Below are 13,940 nucleotides of genomic sequence, written 5' to 3'. Positions count from 1 at the left end.
TTTGTTACCGACGAGTTGAATGTAAGAGTGCCAATGGAGGTTGGCAAGGTTGCTCGAACGTACCTTTTCGGCCGACTCCTACTGCCCCGTACGCCGTTCCGTGGCCTCGGTGCGTAGCAGTTCCGCCACCTCCGCCTCGACCCGTCGGGCCATCGCGCGGGCGAACTCGGCGGCCACGACCTCGCCGGCCACCGGCCGCAGCGCCGCGGCCGCCTCGGAGATGTGATCCAGCTGGGTGGCCGAAAGCCGCTCCGTCCCATCCGGAGCGACGAGCCCGTCCGGTCCGACGAGCCCGCCCGGTCCGATCACGTGCCGCCGGAACAGCCCCACGAACCGGTCGGCGAGCGCCGCCGCCTGGTCTTGTACGAAATCCCCCGCGTCGAGGATCTCCGCGAGCGGCATGCCCTGGCGCACCAGCGTGAGCGTCGCCTCCAGTAGCCGCCTGCTGCGGTGCGTGACCCGGTCCCCGTCGATCCGTACGTACCCCAGCTCCGCCGCCCGCCGGGTGTCCTCGGCGGTCGCCGCCGCGCCGAACAGGTCGCGCAGCTCGGCCGTCGACATGGTGACCGGCTCCTCCTGCTCCCAGTCGCCGGTCATGGCCCGCTCCAATCCGAGCAGTTGGGACAGGCCGCCGCCCCGCTCCCACGCGTCCAGCAGTTCGGCGATGCCGTTGACGGAGTAGCCGCGGCCCAGGAGGTCGCTGATCAGCCGCAGCCGCGTCAGGTGGTCGTCGGAGTACCAGGCGACCCGGCCCTCCCGGCGCGGCGGGGGCAGCAGCCCGCGCTCCTGGTAGTAGCGCAGGTTGCGGACCTTGACGCCGGCCGCCCGCGCCACGTCCTCGCGACGGTAGCGCCCGCCGCCGCTCCGGCCGCCGTCGCTCCGCCCGCTGTCCCTCCGGTCGTCGCCACTCCGGCCGACCCGTACTTCCCCCTGGCTGCCCACCCGGCCGAGTGTAGGACGTACCGGCAGGTCACATGGGCTCTACGGACGCCCTTCCCGTTCCATCCGCTTGACGGCCCGCAGCACCACGAACTTGGGTTCGCTCGCGGCGACTTCGCTGTTGCCGAACAACCGCTTGAGGTGGCTGTGGTAGCCCATGTGGCGGTTGGCGACCACCCACAGCTCGCCGCCCGGCCGCAGCACCTTGCGGGACTGGGCGAACATCCGCAGCGCGGTCGCGTCGGTGGTCGCCTGGTGGGAGTGGAACGGCGGGTTGCACAGCACCAGGTCCACCGAAGCGGGGTCCAGCATGGCCACGCCGTCGCCGACGAGGAAGTCGGCCCGGTCGCGGTCGTGCGTCACGTTGGCGCGGAACGTGGCCTTGGCAGAGGCGATCGCCTGGTACGACTCGTCGGTGAACACGACCTCCGCCCGGGGGTCGGCGACCGCCACCGCGGTGCCGACCACGCCGTTGCCGCAGCCCAGGTCCACGACCCGGGCACCGTTCGTGTTGTTCGGGATGGACTGCAGGAAGAAGCGGGTGCCGACGTCGAGCCGGTCGGCGCAGAAGATGCCCGCGTGGTTGACCACGGTCAGGCCGGCACCCGAGCCGCCCTCCGCGTCGACGGTGTAGGTCACCGGCCAAGGGTCGGCGGACGCGCCCTGGGCGCTCCCGGAGCCCGGGGCGCCCGGCGCACCGGTCGGGCCCGCCGCACCGGGCGTACAGAAGATCAGGCGCGCCTTCTTCTCGGCGAGCGAGGTCTTCGTCGGACCCAGGATCCGCTCGAAGAGACGCAGCGTGGAGGTGTGGATCTCCTTGACCATGCCGGCGCCCACCACGACGCTGTCCGCGTGCAGCCGCGGCGCCAGCCGGTGGAGCTGGTCCTCCAGTAGCGCGAGGCTCTTGGGCACCCGGACCAGGAGCACATCGATCCGGGCGGGCGGCTCGTCCTGCGTGGTCAGCAGGGTCACCGTGTCCTTGGCGGTGCCGATCCCGGCCCGATCCAGGTTGGCCATGGTGGCCGAGCGGGTCAGGGAGGAGTCGGTGATCTGCGTCGGGTGGTGGGCGGCCAGGGCCGTCGTCAGCGCGCCCCAGCGGTCGCCGAGGACGGTGATCTGCCGACCGCCGCCCAGGTCCACCGGTCCGCGGTCCCCGGTCCCGGAGTCGAGATGGTGGAGCAGGTACTCGTCAGCCGCGTCCCAGGCGCGCAGCCGGTCGCGCGGGTCCTGGGGGAAGCGGGTGAGCTCGTAGGAGCCGAAAGGCGTGGTCAGACGGTTCATATTGGCCCCAGGCTATCCGAGACGGCCGCCCGGCCCGCAATGGACGGGGCCGGGCGGCCGTGCGTCGGGCGCCATGGGCGGACCGCCGCACGGGCATCCCGCCCCGCCATGGCGGTCCTACGCGGGCAGCTCGCCCGCCATGGCGGCGGCGATCCGCAGGTACGGGGCCGCCTCGGCGGCGCGGCCCCGGCGCTCCAGGGTCCGGCCGAGCATCAGCTGCGCGTAGTCCTCCACCGGCCAGCGCTCCAGGATGACCCGCAGCTCCGCCTCGGCGCGCGAGAGCTGGGCGGAGTGGTAGTAGGCGCGCCCAGCAGCAGCCGGGGCGCGAGCTGCTCCGGGACCTCGGCGGTCAGGGTGGCCAGGACGCGGGCCGCGCTCGCGTACTCCTTCGCCTCGAAGAAGAGACCGGCCCGCTCCCAGCGCTCGGCCGCCGTCCCGTGTCCGTAGTACGCCTCGCGCGCCTGGTGCACGGCGTCCTGGGGCTCCCGGGCCTCCTCGGCGTCCATGACCGCTCCTTCCGCCGTTCGGGTGGTGTGTCGGTCCCTCCAACACAGTGGCTTCCCCACGCATTCCTCGGAACGAAGCGGCCCCGGCGGTACTAGGTTGTGCGGTATGAGCAATCTCGATCGCCAGCCCGCTCTCTCCGTGTGCGGCGGCCGCGGCTTCGTCGTCGCCGAGCCGGTACGCGAGCTCCTCAGCCCGCGTACGGTCAAGCTCGGGGAGTCCACCGAGGTCCGCCGGCTGCTGCCGAACCTGGGGCGCCGGATGGTGGGCGCCTGGTGCTTCGTCGACCACTACGGCCCCGATGACATCGCCGACGAGCCCGGCATGCAGGTGGCGCCCCATCCGCACTCCGGTCTCCAGACCGTGAGCTGGCTGCACGAGGGGGAGGTCCTGCACCGCGACAGCGTGGGCAGCCTCGCCACGATCCGCCCGCGCGAGCTGGGGCTGATGACCTCGGGCCACGGCATCAGCCACTCCGAGGAGAGCCCGCGCCCGCACGCCCGCCTCCTGCACGGCGCCCAGCTGTGGGTGGCCCTCCCGGACGCCCACCGCGACGTGGCCCCGCACTTCCAGCACCACGCGGACCTGCCCCGGGTCACGGCCCCGGGCCTGACCGCGACGGTCATCCTGGGCACCCTGGACCAGGCCACCTCGCCGGGCACCGCCTACACCCCCATCGTGGGCGCGGACCTCGCCCTGTCGGCCGGCACCGAAACCCGGCTCCCGCTCGACCCGGACTTCGAGTACGCGGTCCTGTCGATGTCGGGCGAAACCCACGTCGACGGCGTCCCGCTGATGCCGGGCTCGATGCTCTACCTGGGCTGCGGGCGCACGGAACTCCCCCTTCGCGCCGCCTCGGACGCGGGCGTGATGCTCTTGGGCGGCGAACCGTTCGAGGAGGAGATCGTCATGTTCTGGAACTGGATCGGGCGCAGCAATGACGAGATCGTACAAGCCCGCCAAGACTGGATGCAGGGCACCCGCTACGGCGAAGTGAAGGGCTACGAAGGCCCTCCGATCCCCGCTCCGGAACTCCCCGCGACCCGCCTGAAGCCGCGGGGTCGGGTGCGCTGAAAGAAGGCGCGGTTACGGGTTTCCGCGCTTGAGGGGGTGCGGGCGAACCCCCGGCCTGCCGAGGGTTCGCCGACCGCCCGGTCAGAGCAGTTCCACGGCCTCGGCCTCGTCAAGGGAAGGCTGGGCCGGGGCGAGGAACCGGCTCGACTTGTCGGCCAGTACGCGGGCGAAGAACTCGGCGGCGTCCGGTCGCATCCGGGCCAGGGCGACGAGCGCGGTGATGGCGGTGTCCGCGACCTCCGCCTGTACCTCCTCCCACGTGTGCGAGGTGCCCTTGCGCGGGTTGGTGCCGTGCACGCCGATCACGGCTTGGGCGGCCTCGCCGAATTCCTCCCCGATCTTGAGGACTTGGAGGGTCCACTGTTGCTCGGTGGGCACCTTCCGTTCGTCGTCCCGTTCCCTGAAGCTCCGGGCGAGTTCGCCGATGGTCTTCCACACGTCGTCCATGGGGTCCTGCCTCGATTCTGGTCGGGTGGCTCAGGTACGGCGGTGTCGGCCGCGCCCCGCGCCCCGCGCGCAGAGGCGCCGGGGTGTAGCCGGGCACCGGGACGGATACGGCCGGGGCGGTCGGGTCGATGAGGCGCCGGGCGGCGGCGTGGTCGGGGGGCGACGGCGACGGGCTCCCAGGTGAAGCCGTCCCAGCGGACGATGACTCTCGGACGGTCCGGCCGGACGTGCTCGCCCCGGGCCGGACCGGTCGTCAGCGGTACGGCGCGGAGCTCGCCCACCGTGCGTCTGCGGCGTTCCCGGCGGGCGGCCCATGCTTCCAGCGGCTCGTCGGCCGGGTTGTCGGGTTCGATGGCCATGCGGTCATCCTTGCCCAGCACGGGTGCGGGGACGCGGACGACACGAGGGCGGATGCCTTGCGGCTCCATGAGCGCGCAACAGCCCCGGATGCGAGCGGAGTTCGCTGTCGGTGCCGTGCGGTCGGGCGGCGGAGCCGGCCGGATTCGAACCGGCGTCCTCACGGTTTTGGAGACCGCGCGCGTCGACCTCTGCGCTACGGCTCCGCCGGTCGGCACCCTACGCCCGGGACAGCGGCCCGGCAGCCCCGGGGTCCGGCTGCGGACGAGGTCTGGGACCTGGTGTTCAGCCAGGCACACATCATCAGCCGTCGTCCACAGTTGGCCGACGGCGCCGACGGCGCCGACGCGCTTCAGCTCAGCCACAGCCCCGAGGTGAGCACCGCGCCGACGCCGACGAGGGCGACGAGCGCGAAGCGGCGCCAGATGTCCGCCCACAAAGGCCGGCGCCTTGCCCGGTCGGGCGCGCCGCTTCGTCTTCTCCGGGATGATCAGGTCGGAGCCGCCCGTGAAGACGTCGCCGGGCTTCGGTGTGGTCCGGGTCGGTGGCCTGGTTTCCCTCGCCGCCCTCAGCACCTCACGCCTACGGCCTCTTCGCGCTCGTCAAGATCCGCTTGGTCCTCGGCATGGTGGTGGCCGGCGCCGTCAACCAGTTCTGGCGGCCCGGCACCGTACTTCCTCGACCCGCACCTTTCTGCGGTCGGGAACCCGGGTCGTGCGGACCGCGTCCAACCGCCGACCAATGATCCGCTGTGGGGAGGTCGGGGATGCGTGTGCGCGCGGGGACGGTTCTCGCGGTGTTGCTGTTCGCGGCCGGTTGCGGCTCGGGTGCGACGGCCCCCGGGCCGGGGGTGACGGACGGCGTCGTGGCATCCGCCGGTGACGGTTGTGTGCACGGCGCGGACGTCACTGTCAGGGAAGGGGACAACGGCCGTCGGATCTGCCTGGATCGGCACGGCACGGTCCGGGTGTCGCTGCCGGGAAACCCCGCGGTCCCGGTATCGGTGACGGGACCGGCATTGGCAGAGGTCTCCGACCACGTCTTCCGGGGCGCGTCCGCCGGTACCGCCGTCTTGGCGTCCGCGGTCCGCAGCTGCCCGGAGCCGACTCCCGCCGTGCCCGGCTCGGTGGGCTGCCTGGCGATGGTGGCGTGGCAGGTCACCGTGGTGGTCCGGTGAGGTGATCGCCGCATGGGCGGACGGGCCCGGACCGATGCCTGCGGTCCGGGCCCGCCCCCTTCACGTGCGGATCAGCTGGTGCTGACGGTGCTGTCGTCGATGACGAACGAGGTTTGCAGGCTGGAGTCCTCGGCGCCGCTGAACTTGATGGTCACCGTCTGCCCCGCGAAGGAGGAGAGGTCGAAGGACTTCTGCGCGTAGCCGCTGTTCTTGTTGAGGTTGGAGTAGCTCGCCAGGGTGGTGGAGTTGGCCTGGACCGTCAGCTTGTCGTAGGCAGTCGCGGTGGTCGTCTCAGCCGTGTCGATGTGCAGGTAGTAGCTGAGGGTGGCGTGGCAGCCGGCCGGGATGGTCACCGACTGGGAGAGCGAGTCGGAGTGCGTGGAGCCGTAGCCGTTCAGCCATGCCTTCCAGGAGCCGGAGTGGGCGGGCTCGCCGCTGCCGTTGTCGACCACGCCGGTGGTGGCGGTCCAAGGGGTGGCGCTGCCGGTTTCGAAGCCGGGGTTGCCGAGGAGCTGCGTGGGCGTGCAGCCGCCGCCGGTCGGGGTGACGGTCCAGGTGAAGGACGCGCTGCCGGCCGCGTTGGTGGTGTCCTTGGCGGAGACGGTCACGTTGTAGGTGCCGGCGGTGGTCGGCGTACCGCTGATCAGGCCGGTCGAGGCGTTGACGGACAGGCCCGGCGGGAGCCCGGCGGCGCTGTAGGTGAGGGTCTGGCCGCTCGCGGAGTCGGTGGCCTGGATCTGGAGCGAGGCGGCCGTGTTGACGGTGGTGGAGCGGTTGCCGGGGTTGGTCACGGTGACGGTGTTGCCGCCGGTCGTGCCACCGGTGAAGGCGGCGGTGCCGTTGGGGGTGCCGAGACCGGTCGGGCCGTCGTAGCCGGATTTGGCGGTGCAGAGGTAACTGCTGCCGCAGGAGCCGTTGGCGCCACCGGTCACGTCGTTGAGGGACGCGGTGTGGGCGTACGGGTACGACGACGGGTAGCTTCCCGCCGCCGGGGTTCCGGCGAGGGCGTAGACGGAGGCGATGATCGGCGCGGAGGCGCTGGTGCCGCCGTAGACGTTCCAGCCGCTCGCCTGGTAGCTGTCGTAGACGGCGAGGCCGGTGGCCGGGTCGGCGACCGCCGAGACGTCGGCGACGGTGCGCTTGGCACAGCCACTGTCCTGCTGCCAGGACGGCTTGGTGGTGTACGCGGAGCAGCCGGAGCCCGCGCCGTTGCCGCCGGCGCTGCTTCCCCAGACGGCTTCGGACCAGCCGCGGGAGGTACCGCTCGCCCGCGTCAGCGAAGTGCCGCCGACCGAGGTGACGTACTGGGAGGCCGCCGGGTACTCGACCCCGTAGCCGCTGTCACCGGAGCTGACGGTGATCGCGACGCCCGGGTGGTTGAAGTACGAGGAGTCGGAGGTCGGGTCGGTGGAGTCCTCGCCGCCGCCGTAGCTGTTGGAGACGTACTTCGCCCCCATGGTCACGGCGCGGTTGACGGCGGCGCCGAGGTCTACCATCGACGGCTGGTTCGCCTCGACGAGCAGGATGTGGCACGACGGGCAGACGGCGCTGACCATGTCCACGTCGAGGGAGATCTCGCCGGCCCAGCCGGAGTCGGCTGTCGGGTAGGAGGTGCCGCCGTTCTGGTCCACCTTCTTGAAGCAGCCGTTGGCGGTGGTACAGGCCGGCAGGCCGTACTGGGAGCGGTACGCCGCCAGGTCGGACTCGGCGTTCGGGTCGTCGTAGGCGTCGATGATGGCGACCGTCGCGCCGGCGCCGGCCGAGGCCGGCAGGGCGTACGCGCTCTGCAGGTCGGTGGGTCCGTAGCCGGACGGCAGGATGTTCGGCGCGAGGCTGAGTTGCTGCTTGACGTCGGTGCGGGCCAGCGCGTGGCAGGCCATGAAACCGGCCTTCACGGGCTCCGAGCAGAGCCGCTGGGTGTGCACGGCCGATGAGGCGGTCGGCGCGGGCCCGGTCGACGCCGTGGACGGCGAGGCGACGGCGAGTAAGCCGCCGGATATCAGGGCCGCGACCGCGACCAGGCTTCTGACGCGGGTGACGGATTTCGAGTGCAATGAACGGCCCTCCATGGGGGGTGGGATCGCCGCGGCGTGGGATGGGGTCCTCATGCGTGGCAGGTTCATGTCATTTCTGATCACGAGGAACGCCGCGGCTGACGAGTGGCACAGGTTCATTGATCTGACGAACTGCCACCACGTCCTGTGGTGGCCACCGCAGAACCTAGTGACGCCGGCCCCAAGGGGCTACCCGGCAAGGGCAAAGGATTGCTTTCGGTCAGTCATCTCCGGGTATACCGTGTGCTGCCATGGAGTTGGACGACAGCGCGGTCAACGACCTTGTGGCGCTTGGCATTTCCCGCTACGAGGCACGGGTCTACCTCACGCTGGTCAGGCGCGACTCGTACACCGCGGCGCAGGTCGCGCGCGCCGCGGACGTACCCCGCCAGCGGGTGTACGACGTGCTCGACGCGCTGGTACGCCGGAACCTCGCCGTCCTGCGCCCCGGGCGGGTGGCCACCTTCTCCGCCGTGGCGCCGGAGCCGGCCCTCGCCCGGCTCATGGCCCTGCAGAGGGAGTCGCTGGAGCGGATGGAACGCGCCTCGGTCGCCCTCGCCGCGGCGCTGGCCCCTGTCTGGGCCGCCGGCCAGACGCACACCGACCCGCTCGACTACATCGAAGTGCTGCGCGATCCCAAGGCGATCGCCGAGCGTTTCGCGGGAATCCAGGAGCAGGCGACGCAGGAGCTGCTCAGCTTCTGCAAGCCTCCCTTCGTCGCCCCGGCGGCCAACGACGAGGGGATCGAGGCCGTCCGCAGGCTGCGTCGGGCCGGGGGCAGGGCGCGTGCCGTCTACACCCACGAGGCCCTTGGCGACGCGGAAGTCCTGGAGAACGTCAATCGGTTCGGCGGGGCCGGTGAGGAGTCCCGCTTCACCCGGGAGCTCCCCCTGAAGCTGATCGTCGCCGACGCCTCCATGGTCCTGTGTGACATGCCCGACCCGATGGCCGAGACGCGGGCCACCACCGCCCTCTACATCGAGCACCCGGCCCTCGCGGCCTGCCTGCGGATGTCGTTCCTGACGGTCTGGGACCAGGCCGAGACGGTGGCCGACCTCGGCTCCCGCTAGCCTGGTCGGTCACACCCCGGCCGTCAGCGAGACGAGGGCGCCGAGGCAGGCTGCGCCGGGCCCGGCGCCCGGCTGCTCCCGCCCTGCCGACACCGCGAGGATCAGTCCCCTGTTTCCGCCGGGCGCCCGCACCGCGCCCGACCGGTCGGCCTAGGCAGTGTCTGATGGCTCTTGCCCGGGTGGTGGATCTACCGCTGTTCCGGGCAAGAAGTCGTCATGGTGCGTCGGCATGAACTGACGAATGCTCAGTGGGACCGTATAGCTCCACTGCTGCCGCAGACCGGAAACCCGGGCGGGCGGTGGGCCGATCACCGCACCGTTGTCAACGGTGTGCTCTACCGGACACGGACCGGGATTCCCTGGCGTGACCTGCCCGAACGCTACGGAACCTGGCAGACGGTCTACGAACGCCACCGCCGCTGGTCGGCCGATGGCACCTGGTCGAAGATCCTGCGAGCCCTCCAGACCGGAGCCGACGCCACCGCCCAGGACGCGGATGGCTCGTGGGCGGTGAATGTCGACTCGACGACCTGCCGGGCCCACCAGCACGCGGCCGGAGCCCGGCACGCTCCCCCGACCGACCACCCCGAAAAGGGGGTGGCGCGCGTGTGGACGGAGATGGCCGCGAGGCCCTTGGCCGCTCCCGGGGCGGACTGACCAGCAAGATCCACCTGCTGGCCGACGACCGTTGCAGGCCCCTGATCTGGCTGACCTCACCCGGCCAGCGCGGAGACAGCCCGATGTTCATCCCGCTCATGCAGGCCCTGAACGTGGCCCGCACCGGTCCCGGCCGCCCCCGCACCCGACCGGACCGGGCCCGCGGCGACAAGGCGTACTCCAGCCGCGCCAACCGCACCTACCTGCGCAAACGCGGCATCAAAACAACCATCTCGCAGCCGGACGACCAACGCGCGAACCGCCGACGACGCGGCCGGGCCGGCGGCCGACCCCCAGCCTTCGACCGCGAGCAATACCGCCAGCGCAACACCGTCGAACGCACCATCGGAAAGCTGAAGCAGCACCGGGCCGTCGCGACTCGCTACGACAAACGCGACTACATCTTCCACGGCACCCTGACAACCGCAGCCATAGTCATCTGGCTCCGCGACCTCATCAAAGAGCCGTCAGACACGGCCTAGCCGTTCAAGGGGGAGAGGTTGTTCGAGCGGCCCATGCCGTGGGAGAGGAGGACGACCGGCAGCCGGGCCCCGGTCACCGGCGCGGAGACGCGCACCTCCAACTGATGCGGGGCATCGGCAACCTCCGTATCGGGCGTGACAGCGACCCCCGCTACGACCCCCGACGCTTGGTCGAACTGCTCCTCAGGGGATTGGGGTCCCGGTAGCGACCCGGGAGGACGGCGTGCGCACGGGACGCGTCAGGACTTCGGGGCGATCTCGAACGCGGGTGGCTTGAGGGTGGCGACGCACCCTGTCTTCGGGGCGGTCGGGGTGTTGAGGAAGGAGAGGGTGATGTCCTGCGCGCACGGGGAGGCCGCGAAGGCGACGTGGGCGACGTAGGGGATGGTGACGACGGTGGCCCGGCTCAGCGTTCGGGCGACGTACGGGCCGTTGCGCGCACCGGTCTGGGCGTCGAAGCCGGCCGACATGACGAGGGTGGGGATGTCGCCGCGCGTCACGTCGCGGATGGAGCGTGGCGCGGCGGGAACGTGCCAGGCGTCGCAGTCCGCGTGGAGGAAGGCGAGTTGTGGAGCCTGGGCCAGGACGGAGCGGGGGTACGACGGGAACGCCCGCTGCCCGGCGCGCAGTCCCTCGGCCTCGCTCTCGAAGGGGATCCACTCGCGGCAGAAGACGCCGTAGGCGAGCCCGTGGGAGACCCTGCCGACGGACTGGGGGCTGAGCTTGCCGCCCGCCCACTGCCGCGCGATCCGCTGCGGTTTGCCGTGGGCCAGCTCGTCGAGGGAACGGGGCACCCCGGCCGCGAGGTGGGTCGCGGAGGTCAGCCACGTCACCAATGCCCCGCCGTCCAGTACCACCTTCACCGGCTGGGGCCGGCCGGGGAGCGAGACGGTGGTGGTGACCGGTCGGGCTTCGAGCTGCCGGACGAGGCGGTCGAAGGTTGCCGACAGGTTCGGGTAGCGGCTGTTGCAGGCGGGCTGCCGCGCACATGCCTGGAACAGGCCGTCGAAGCCCTCGCGCGCGCTGTCCCAGGTGAGGGCGGGTCCGGCCGTGGACGGGGGCAGGACGCCGTCGAGGCCCACGGAGCGGATGCCCTCCGGGTGCTCCCGCATGTAGACGAGGGCCAGGTCGGTGCCGTAGGAGATGCCGAACACGTTCCACTGGTCGACGCCCAGCGCGACGCGCAAGTCCGCGTAATCGGCGGCGCTTTCGGAGCTGTTGTAGGCGGCGAGGTCCACGCCGCGGGCGGCCAGTCGCTCGCGGCAGGCCCGCGTCGCGTCGACGTGCAGGCGTCCGGTGGACGGCGCGTCGTAGACGAGGCCGACCGCGCGGGCGTTGAACTCGTCGACATTGGGGCAGGTCAGCGCGGGGTCGGCCGAATACGTTCCCCGCTGCGACATGAAGACGACGTCCCGGTCGCGGTTCAGGCCGCCGTCGAGCGCCAGCGGGATCTCCCCGACGGCGTCGTCGCCGGGGCCTCCGGCGAGCCAGACGACCGGGTCGGGCTTCGGTTGTCGCGCGGCCGCCGGCACGATCGCGACACCGAGTCTGATCTTCCGGCCGTCGGGCTTGTCGCGGTTCTCGGGGACCGTGAGCGTTCCGCAGCGGGCCGTCTTCAGGGCGGCGACAGGGTCCGGGGTCTTCGGGCAGGGTCCGGGGTCGTAGCGGGCGTCGCCCGCCGTCCCGGCGGTCGTGCCGATCGCCGCTCCGGTCGCCGAGCCGGGGGACGGGCCGGCGCCTGCGGCGTGGGCGGGCACCGCGACGAGGCCGGTGACGAGGATGCCGGTCGCCAACCCGGCCGGTACGGCGCGCAGGCGCCGTACGGTGGTGCGGTGACGGCGGGGCACATCATCGGATGCCATCGGGTGCCTCCCGGTTGCGTCGGGCGGTCGGTGCGGGGCGGTCGGTGCGGGCGGTCGGTGTAGCGGTGGGTGCGGGCGGGCCGAAGCGTTACTTCGGGGTGATCGTGAACGGTTTGGGCTTGACGTCGGCCGCGCAGCTCGTTTCGGGTGCGGTGGGGCGGGCGAGGAACGAGGACAGTACGCGCTGCGCGCACGGTGACTGGGGGACGACGAAGTGCCCGATCCCGGGAATGCGCAGGACGGTCGAGCGCGACAGGTCACGTGCCGTACGAGCCCCCCAACTCGCCCCTGTCTTCGCGTCGTACGTGCCCGAGATGACGAGCGCCGGCACCGAACTGACGGTGGCCACCCGCTGGACGGCGGTCCGGTCGGGAACGTTCCAGACCCGGCACAGCTCGTGCTGGAACGGAAGCTGCGGAGCCTGAGCCAGGACCGTGTCCACCATGCCGGGGAACGCCTTGCGTCCGGCGTTCAGCAGGTCGGACTCCGAGGAACCCGGCGCCCATTCGGCGCAGGCCACCGACTCCGTGAGGCCGTACGCCGTCTGCCCGACGGCCGCAAGCGCACCCGCCGCGCGGGCCCGGGCGAAGCGCTCCGGGTGCCCGTGGGCGAGTTCGTCGAGGGCCGCCGGGACGTCGGCGGCCGGGAGGGCGTTGCCGACCAGCAGGTTCACCAGCGCCCCGCCGTCGAGGACGACCTTCACGGGCTTCCCGCCGCGCGGCGGGGCGGAGTCGAGGGTCAGGGGGTGCGCCTCCAGCTTGTTCACCTGCTCCGTCAGCGTACGGACGACATCGGGGTAGCGGCTCTTGCAGGCGGGCTGCGCCGCGCACGCCTTGAGGATGGTGTCGATGCCCTCGTGGGCGCTGCTCCAGGTCCAGGGCAGGCTCACGGTCTGCGGGGGCGTGACCGAGTCGAGGGCCAGCGAGCGGATGCCCTGGGGGTGCTCGCGCACGTAGGTGAGGGCGAGGTCGGTGCCGTAGGAGTACGCGTAGACGTTCCACTGACGGATGCCGAGCGCGGTGCGCAGGTCGGCGAAGTCGGCGGCGTTCTCGGTGGTGTTGTAGGCGCTCAGGTCGGTGCCGTCGGCGGTGAGGCGGTCGTGGCACTCCTTCGTCGCGCGCAGCAGGAGTTGTCGCGCGGCGGGCTCGTCGTAGCGGAGTCCGACCGCCTGCGCGGACGCCCGGTCGATCTCCGGGCAGGCGAGGTTCGGTCGGGAGTGGAGGTTCCCGCGTTGGGCCATGATGATCAGTGAGCGGTCGCGGTTCAGACCGGCGTCGACGAGGAGGGGGATGTCGTCGAACGCGTCGCCTCCGGGGCCGCCCGCCATGAAGACCACGGGGTCGTCGGCGGGCTTCGCCGACGTGGCGGGAATGACCGCGACGGCCAACCGGATCGTGCGCTGGCCCGGGTGTTCACGGTTCTCCGGAACCTCCAGGAAACCGCACCGTGCGTGACGCAGGGCCTGGACCGGCGCGGACGTCTCGGGGCAGGGACCGGGTACGAACCGCGCCGGGGCGACCGCGTCGAGCGCTCCGTGGACGGACGGGCGTACGTCGTGTTCCGCCGTTGGGCCGCCGCCGAGTGCCGGGCCGAAGCCGGTCAGCAGGAGCATGGCCGCCGTGGCGGCTGCCGCGTTCACCCCGGCCGACGACGCACGCGCGAAAGGCCGGGCCGACCGCCGTGGCGGCTCCTCCGTGTCCGACGCCTCCGATCCGGACGACCGATCGCTGTTCGGACCGCTGCCCTGCGGGCTGATGCTGTGAGGTGCCATGTGATCGCGTCCTCCGCCGGCATGCCTGCATCCACGGCTGCCCGACCGCATGTCCGCAGGTCGGGCGGATCGCACATAAGGGACGATACCGGCTGCGTTGCATGCACGCACACGGACCGTGCGGGCGCCGGAGCCCCGTGCGACGCCGCGGGCCGGATGGCGCGCTTCGCGCCGCTGCGGGGGTTTGCGTCGCGTCGCGGTCGGTACGTTGGCCCACGCCAGGTCGACTGCGCATCCTCCGGAGGTACCCCGCACGGCTGGTACG

General features: G+C 71.9%; 11 protein-coding genes, 1 tRNA gene and 4 pseudogenes. 6 read left to right on the top strand and 10 right to left on the bottom strand.

Translation table 11 applies throughout. The annotated features are described in order from the left end of the window. Window positions 1-78 precede the first annotated feature (78 nt). The 3 genes and pseudogenes from ABZ934_RS01975 to ABZ934_RS01965 all read right to left on the bottom strand — a co-directional run bounded on the left by ABZ934_RS01975 (window position 79) and on the right by ABZ934_RS01965 (window position 2,726). The gene (locus ABZ934_RS01975) at window positions 79-942 is read right to left on the bottom strand and encodes a MerR family transcriptional regulator (protein WP_361307489.1); all 864 of its coding nucleotides are present in this window, start codon (window positions 940-942) and stop codon (window positions 79-81) included. 39 nt (window positions 943-981) lie between these two features. After that, window positions 982-2,220, bottom strand: coding sequence for a methyltransferase (locus ABZ934_RS01970; protein ID WP_361307487.1), 1,239 nt, complete (start codon window positions 2,218-2,220; stop codon window positions 982-984). 117 nt (window positions 2,221-2,337) lie between these two features. Beyond that, window positions 2,338-2,726, bottom strand: a pseudogene (locus ABZ934_RS01965) (tetratricopeptide repeat protein). A gap of 106 nt (window positions 2,727-2,832) precedes the next feature. Here ABZ934_RS01965 and ABZ934_RS01960 point away from each other — a divergent pair. Further along, complete coding sequence (locus tag ABZ934_RS01960) at window positions 2,833-3,798, top strand: pirin family protein (RefSeq protein ID WP_361307485.1); 966 nt, start codon at window positions 2,833-2,835, stop codon at window positions 3,796-3,798. An 81-nt stretch (window positions 3,799-3,879) separates the two neighbouring features. On the opposite strand, the gene ABZ934_RS01955 is transcribed toward ABZ934_RS01960, so the two are convergent. The 3 genes and pseudogenes from ABZ934_RS01955 to ABZ934_RS01945 form a co-directional block, all read right to left on the bottom strand. Beyond that, a complete protein-coding gene (locus ABZ934_RS01955; RefSeq protein ID WP_361307483.1) occupies window positions 3,880-4,245 on the bottom strand; it encodes a MazG-like family protein in 366 nt (121 codons plus the stop codon). Between the two features lie 212 nt (window positions 4,246-4,457). Further along, window positions 4,458-4,604, bottom strand: a pseudogene (locus ABZ934_RS01950) (DUF6087 family protein); the annotation flags it as partial. A 129-nt stretch (window positions 4,605-4,733) separates the two neighbouring features. Continuing rightward, a tRNA-Trp gene (locus tag ABZ934_RS01945) sits at window positions 4,734-4,808 on the bottom strand. A 560-nt stretch (window positions 4,809-5,368) separates the two neighbouring features. Between ABZ934_RS01945 and ABZ934_RS01940 the strand changes: the two genes are divergently transcribed. After that, on the top strand, window positions 5,369-5,779 hold the full coding sequence (locus ABZ934_RS01940; protein WP_361307481.1) for a hypothetical protein: 411 nt from the start codon (window positions 5,369-5,371) through the stop codon (window positions 5,777-5,779). A gap of 71 nt (window positions 5,780-5,850) precedes the next feature. Here ABZ934_RS01940 and ABZ934_RS01935 read toward each other — a convergent pair whose 3' ends face one another. Continuing rightward, window positions 5,851-7,833 carry a putative Ig domain-containing protein gene (locus ABZ934_RS01935; protein ID WP_361307479.1) on the bottom strand — a complete coding sequence of 661 codons (1,983 nt, stop codon included), beginning with the start codon at window positions 7,831-7,833 and terminating at the stop codon, window positions 5,851-5,853. A 251-nt stretch (window positions 7,834-8,084) separates the two neighbouring features. On the opposite strand from ABZ934_RS01935, the gene ABZ934_RS01930 reads away from it, so the two are divergent. Together ABZ934_RS01930 and ABZ934_RS01925 are read left to right on the top strand one after the other, a co-directional pair. Further along, the gene (locus tag ABZ934_RS01930) at window positions 8,085-8,903 is read left to right on the top strand and encodes a helix-turn-helix domain-containing protein (protein ID WP_361307478.1); all 819 of its coding nucleotides are present in this window, start codon (window positions 8,085-8,087) and stop codon (window positions 8,901-8,903) included. 219 nt (window positions 8,904-9,122) lie between these two features. Then, window positions 9,123-10,042 (top strand): IS5 family transposase gene (locus ABZ934_RS01925; RefSeq protein ID WP_361308667.1). Its coding sequence is split into 2 segments (ribosomal slippage): window positions 9,123-9,479 and window positions 9,482-10,042, totalling 918 coding nucleotides; the frame shifts between segments, so codons are not numbered across the junction. Here the strand turns inward: ABZ934_RS01925 and ABZ934_RS01920 are convergent. Continuing rightward, window positions 10,042-10,143, bottom strand: a pseudogene (locus ABZ934_RS01920) (chlorophyllase); the annotation flags it as partial. The gene ABZ934_RS01925 and the pseudogene ABZ934_RS01920 sit on opposite strands and share 1 nt — an antisense overlap. Between ABZ934_RS01920 and ABZ934_RS01915 the strand changes: the two are divergent. Next, a pseudogene (locus ABZ934_RS01915) lies at window positions 10,141-10,248 on the top strand (TetR family transcriptional regulator); the annotation flags it as partial. The pseudogenes ABZ934_RS01920 and ABZ934_RS01915 overlap by 3 nt on opposite strands. A gap of 33 nt (window positions 10,249-10,281) precedes the next feature. Here the strand turns inward: ABZ934_RS01915 and ABZ934_RS01910 are convergent. Both ABZ934_RS01910 and ABZ934_RS01905 read right to left on the bottom strand, forming a co-directional pair. Continuing rightward, window positions 10,282-11,904 (bottom strand): alpha/beta fold hydrolase, encoded by a 1,623-nt coding sequence (locus ABZ934_RS01910; protein ID WP_361307477.1) that lies wholly within the window; start codon window positions 11,902-11,904, stop codon window positions 10,282-10,284. Window positions 11,905-11,992: 88 nt separating this feature from the next. Beyond that, window positions 11,993-13,516, bottom strand: coding sequence for an alpha/beta hydrolase (locus ABZ934_RS01905; protein WP_361307475.1), 1,524 nt, complete (start codon window positions 13,514-13,516; stop codon window positions 11,993-11,995). Between ABZ934_RS01905 and ABZ934_RS01900 the strand changes: the two genes are divergently transcribed. Continuing rightward, window positions 13,515-13,667 carry a hypothetical protein gene (locus ABZ934_RS01900; RefSeq protein ID WP_361307473.1) on the top strand — a complete coding sequence of 51 codons (153 nt, stop codon included), beginning with the start codon at window positions 13,515-13,517 and terminating at the stop codon, window positions 13,665-13,667. The genes ABZ934_RS01905 and ABZ934_RS01900 overlap by 2 nt on opposite strands. Window positions 13,668-13,940: the final 273 nt, after the last annotated feature.

The sequence above is a fragment of the Streptomyces sp. NPDC046557 genome, assembly GCF_040645975.1.
GTDB lineage: Bacteria > Actinomycetota > Actinomycetes > Streptomycetales > Streptomycetaceae > Streptomyces.
This window is presented reverse-complemented; position numbering and strand designations above follow the sequence as displayed.

Excerpts from the sequence above, each read along its gene's own strand:
- ABZ934_RS01900 (WP_361307473.1), top strand. The coding sequence starts at position 13,515 with ATGGCCGCCGTGGCGGCTGCCGCGTTCACCCCGGCCGACGACGCACGC.
- ABZ934_RS01940 (WP_361307481.1), top strand. The coding sequence starts at position 5,369 with ATGCGTGTGCGCGCGGGGACGGTTCTCGCGGTGTTGCTGTTCGCGGCC.
- ABZ934_RS01955 (WP_361307483.1), bottom strand. The coding sequence starts at position 4,245 with ATGGACGACGTGTGGAAGACCATCGGCGAACTCGCCCGGAGCTTCAGG.
- ABZ934_RS01970 (WP_361307487.1), bottom strand. The coding sequence starts at position 2,220 with ATGAACCGTCTGACCACGCCTTTCGGCTCCTACGAGCTCACCCGCTTC.
- ABZ934_RS01905 (WP_361307475.1), bottom strand. The coding sequence starts at position 13,516 with ATGCTCCTGCTGACCGGCTTCGGCCCGGCACTCGGCGGCGGCCCAACG.
- ABZ934_RS01960 (WP_361307485.1), top strand. The coding sequence starts at position 2,833 with ATGAGCAATCTCGATCGCCAGCCCGCTCTCTCCGTGTGCGGCGGCCGC.
- ABZ934_RS01910 (WP_361307477.1), bottom strand. The coding sequence starts at position 11,904 with ATGGCATCCGATGATGTGCCCCGCCGTCACCGCACCACCGTACGGCGC.
- ABZ934_RS01930 (WP_361307478.1), top strand. The coding sequence starts at position 8,085 with ATGGAGTTGGACGACAGCGCGGTCAACGACCTTGTGGCGCTTGGCATT.